This is a genomic window from Streptomyces sp. NPDC002130 (genome assembly GCF_040296465.1).
Taxonomy (GTDB): Bacteria; Actinomycetota; Actinomycetes; order Streptomycetales; family Streptomycetaceae; genus Streptomyces.
The window spans coordinates 1-2915 of record NZ_JBEOXI010000500.1 but is presented as its reverse complement, the minus strand read 5'-3'; the positions used below and the strand labels follow the sequence as shown (position 1 = coordinate 2915).

The window sequence follows — 2915 nt, the reverse complement described above, 5'->3', positions numbered from 1 at the left end:
ACGTCTTCGTCGCCTACTCGGTGCTGACCTTCGCGGTCAGCCGCCACCAGAGCGGCGGATCCAGCGACCAGCAGTCCCGGGACGCCACGGCCAGGCAATCCTGATGCGTTGGATGCGTTTCCGTCGTCGGCTGCGCAGACCGGTGGTGCGTGGCCGTCGCGTCGTACGTGGTCGATGTTGGCGGCGGTGTTGCCGCATTTGCGGGAGGACGACAACGCGGCGATCAACACGGCGGTGTTCGGGTTGATCGGTGAGGGCGCGGGCGTGGAGTTCTTGGAGTGGCGGCGTAGCGCGGATCTTCCCGATCCGGTTGCGGTGGTGGAGAATCCCGATTCGGCGTTCGATTGGCAGTCGCGTCCTGATCTGGTGTGGGCGGTGCTGTCCGGTGTCACGGCGTGGGCGGTGGGACGGGGCACGGTGGAGGCCTGGCGCAGTGCGTGGGGTCCGCTGATCGCGGCTGCGGAGGCGGGCGCACCGGACGTGGCGGGCGCGGCGGCGCGCACGCTGGCGACGGCGCGACCGGCGAAGGCGACTGTCCCGGCGTCTGCTCGTCGGTTCGCGCCGATGTTGACCGCTGCGGGTCTGATGGAGGCGGCGGCATGAGCGGGGTTCGGGTGCTCGCGCCGGATGAGTTGCGGGCGTTTCGCCTGGCACGGCTGGTTTCTGCCGAGCAGATGCCGTATTTCATGCGGGCGTTGTTCGCGGCGCAGCCCGTTGCTGCACCGGGGTTGGGAACGTTCGCGGTGGATGCGCAGTGGCGGCTTTATCTCGATCCGGCGTTGTTGGTGGGCGCGGGTGCGTGGCCGGTGCCGGTGGCGGGTGCGGTATTGCTGCACGAGGTCGGGCACTTGCTGCGGGCGCACGGTGCGCGGGGTCAGTCCTTGCCGAAGCCGGTGCAACACGTGGCGTGGAATTACGCGGCGGACGCGGAAATCAACGACGACTTGCTGGCGGCGGGCGTCGGGTTACCGGACGGGGTGATCACTCCACAATCGTTCGGGTGCGAGGACGGCGGAATCGCAGAGGACTACTACACGCACCTGATCGATCCGGCTACGGGGCAACAGTTTCCAGACGACGAAGATGTGGGATGCGGGTCCGGTGCGGGGTGCGCGCCGGTGCCGGGGGAGTTGGGCGCGGCAGCGGGGGAGGTCGCGGACGGGTTGGACGGCGCGGAAGCAGATCTGATGCGCCGCCATGTGGCGCGGGCGGTGCAGGCGGCGCAAGGGAAGGGGCGCGGGAGCGCACCGGCAGGATTGGCGCGTTGGGCTGGTGAGGTTCTCACGCCGCCGACAGTGCCGTGGGATCGGGTGTTGCGCGCGGTGATCCGGCGCGCGCTGGCGGATCAGTCGGGGCGGACGAACTACAGCTATGCGCGTCCGTCGCGGCGCAGCCTGCCGGGGATCGTGGCCCCGGCGATGCGGGGTCCGTCGATCACGGTGTCGATTGTGATCGACACGTCCGGGTCCATGTCGGCGGCGGATCTGTCGGCGGCGATGGGTGAGGTTGCGGGTGTGCTGCGGGCAGGCGGTGTAGCGCGGGAGCGGGTACGGATTCTCTCGTGCGATGCGGCATCGACGTCTGCGCAGGCGGTGCGGTCGGTGGCTGATGTGGTGTTGGTGGGCGGCGGCGGTACGGATATGCGCGTCGGGATCGATGCGGCGAACGCGGCCCGTCCTGCCCCGCACGTGGTGATCGTGTTGACGGACGGGGATACGCCGTGGCCGGATCGGCCGTCGCGGGCGCATCTGGTGTGCGCGGTGATCGGCAACGACACTGCACTGGCACGGACCCCGGAATGGGCGTCGAGTGTGCAGATCCCGGTCGGTGCGTTGTGAACGCGGTGAGCGGTGATCTGTTGCGGTACGCGCAGCAGGTGTTGACCGGTACCGGTCACGCGCCGGATCAGGTGGCGAGCGTGGTCGCCGGTACCGGCGAGGATGCGGCGGCGCGGGCCTTGCGTGCGGGGTGGGAGTGCGCTGCGAATCCGGTGGTCGGGGCGTGCGAACAGACGGAGGACGTGTCGTGAGCGTGGAATGGTTCGATCTGGCTCAGCGTCTCTATGCCGCCGAAACAGGGCGCCCCGTTGCTCGGCTCGCACACACTACGTTCACCCCGTCAGCGTCGGCGCTGGCGGTGCGGGCGACGGTACGCGGCGGCAGTGTGAGCGTGTCCGCTGCGTCGTTCGGTGGAGGTGAGGAAACCGCGTGCGACGAGGCAGGGTTGGCGTTGCTCGCACGGTTGGGCGGCACACTGGCGGCGGATACCCCGGCGATGTTGCTCACCGACGACACCGGCACGATCCCGGCCCTGGTGGGGTTGGCGCGGGCGCACGCTCACCACAGTGACCCGAACATCTCCGGTAGCGCCGCGATGGTGGGGTGGTGGGCAGATCGCGCGGATCATCCCGGCACATCGGCGGTGGTGAATCTTCCGGCCGCCTCCAGTGCCCGCTACGTGCTCGGAGTGGTGCCGGAAGCGCAGCGGTCGGCGCGGGTATGGCGAAAGTGGTTGCAGATCACCGACGAGAGTGTCGCCGGGATGCACGAATGGGCGCGTGCGATCGGCAGTGGCCCGTTGTTACCGCTGCTCGCTGCGATCGGTGAAGACGACGCCTATTCGTTTTCTCGGGCACAGTCCGCACTGGTGGACGGTCACGACTGGTCGCGTCCCGACAACACGGCCAGCGCCGCGATGGGTCTGCGAAGTCGTTGTGACGCAGCAGATGTGATGTCATCAGCCTTGCTCGATGATCCGATGTGGCGCGAGCGCGCATTGCACACCGGCCACGTCGCGGTGGGTGTGGCATCGATGACGCCGGTTCGCCGGACACCGGTGTCCATGATCGGGGACGCGGGAACGGCCCCGGACCGAGAAGTCGGGGGCCGTTCGATCATGCGGGGTTATGGCGGATC

General features: G+C 69.0%; 4 protein-coding genes. All 4 read left to right on the top strand.

Annotation, left to right across the window (positions count from 1 at the left end):
* Positions 1–108: 108 nt before the first annotated feature.
* Positions 109–603, top strand: coding sequence for a hypothetical protein (locus tag ABT116_RS41770; RefSeq protein WP_351645587.1), 495 nt, complete (start codon positions 109–111; stop codon positions 601–603).
* Entirely contained in the window at positions 600–1838 is a 1239-nt protein-coding gene (locus ABT116_RS41765) for a vWA domain-containing protein (RefSeq protein ID WP_218748330.1), read from the top strand. Before ABT116_RS41770 ends, ABT116_RS41765 begins: the two co-directional genes overlap by 4 nt.
* Positions 1839–1843: 5 nt before the next feature.
* Positions 1844–2029, top strand: coding sequence for a hypothetical protein (locus ABT116_RS41760; RefSeq protein ID WP_351645584.1), 186 nt, complete (start codon positions 1844–1846; stop codon positions 2027–2029).
* 2 nt (positions 2030–2031) lie between these two features.
* The coding region (locus ABT116_RS41755; protein WP_351645581.1) for a hypothetical protein at positions 2032–2915 on the top strand (884 nt) is incomplete at its 3' end.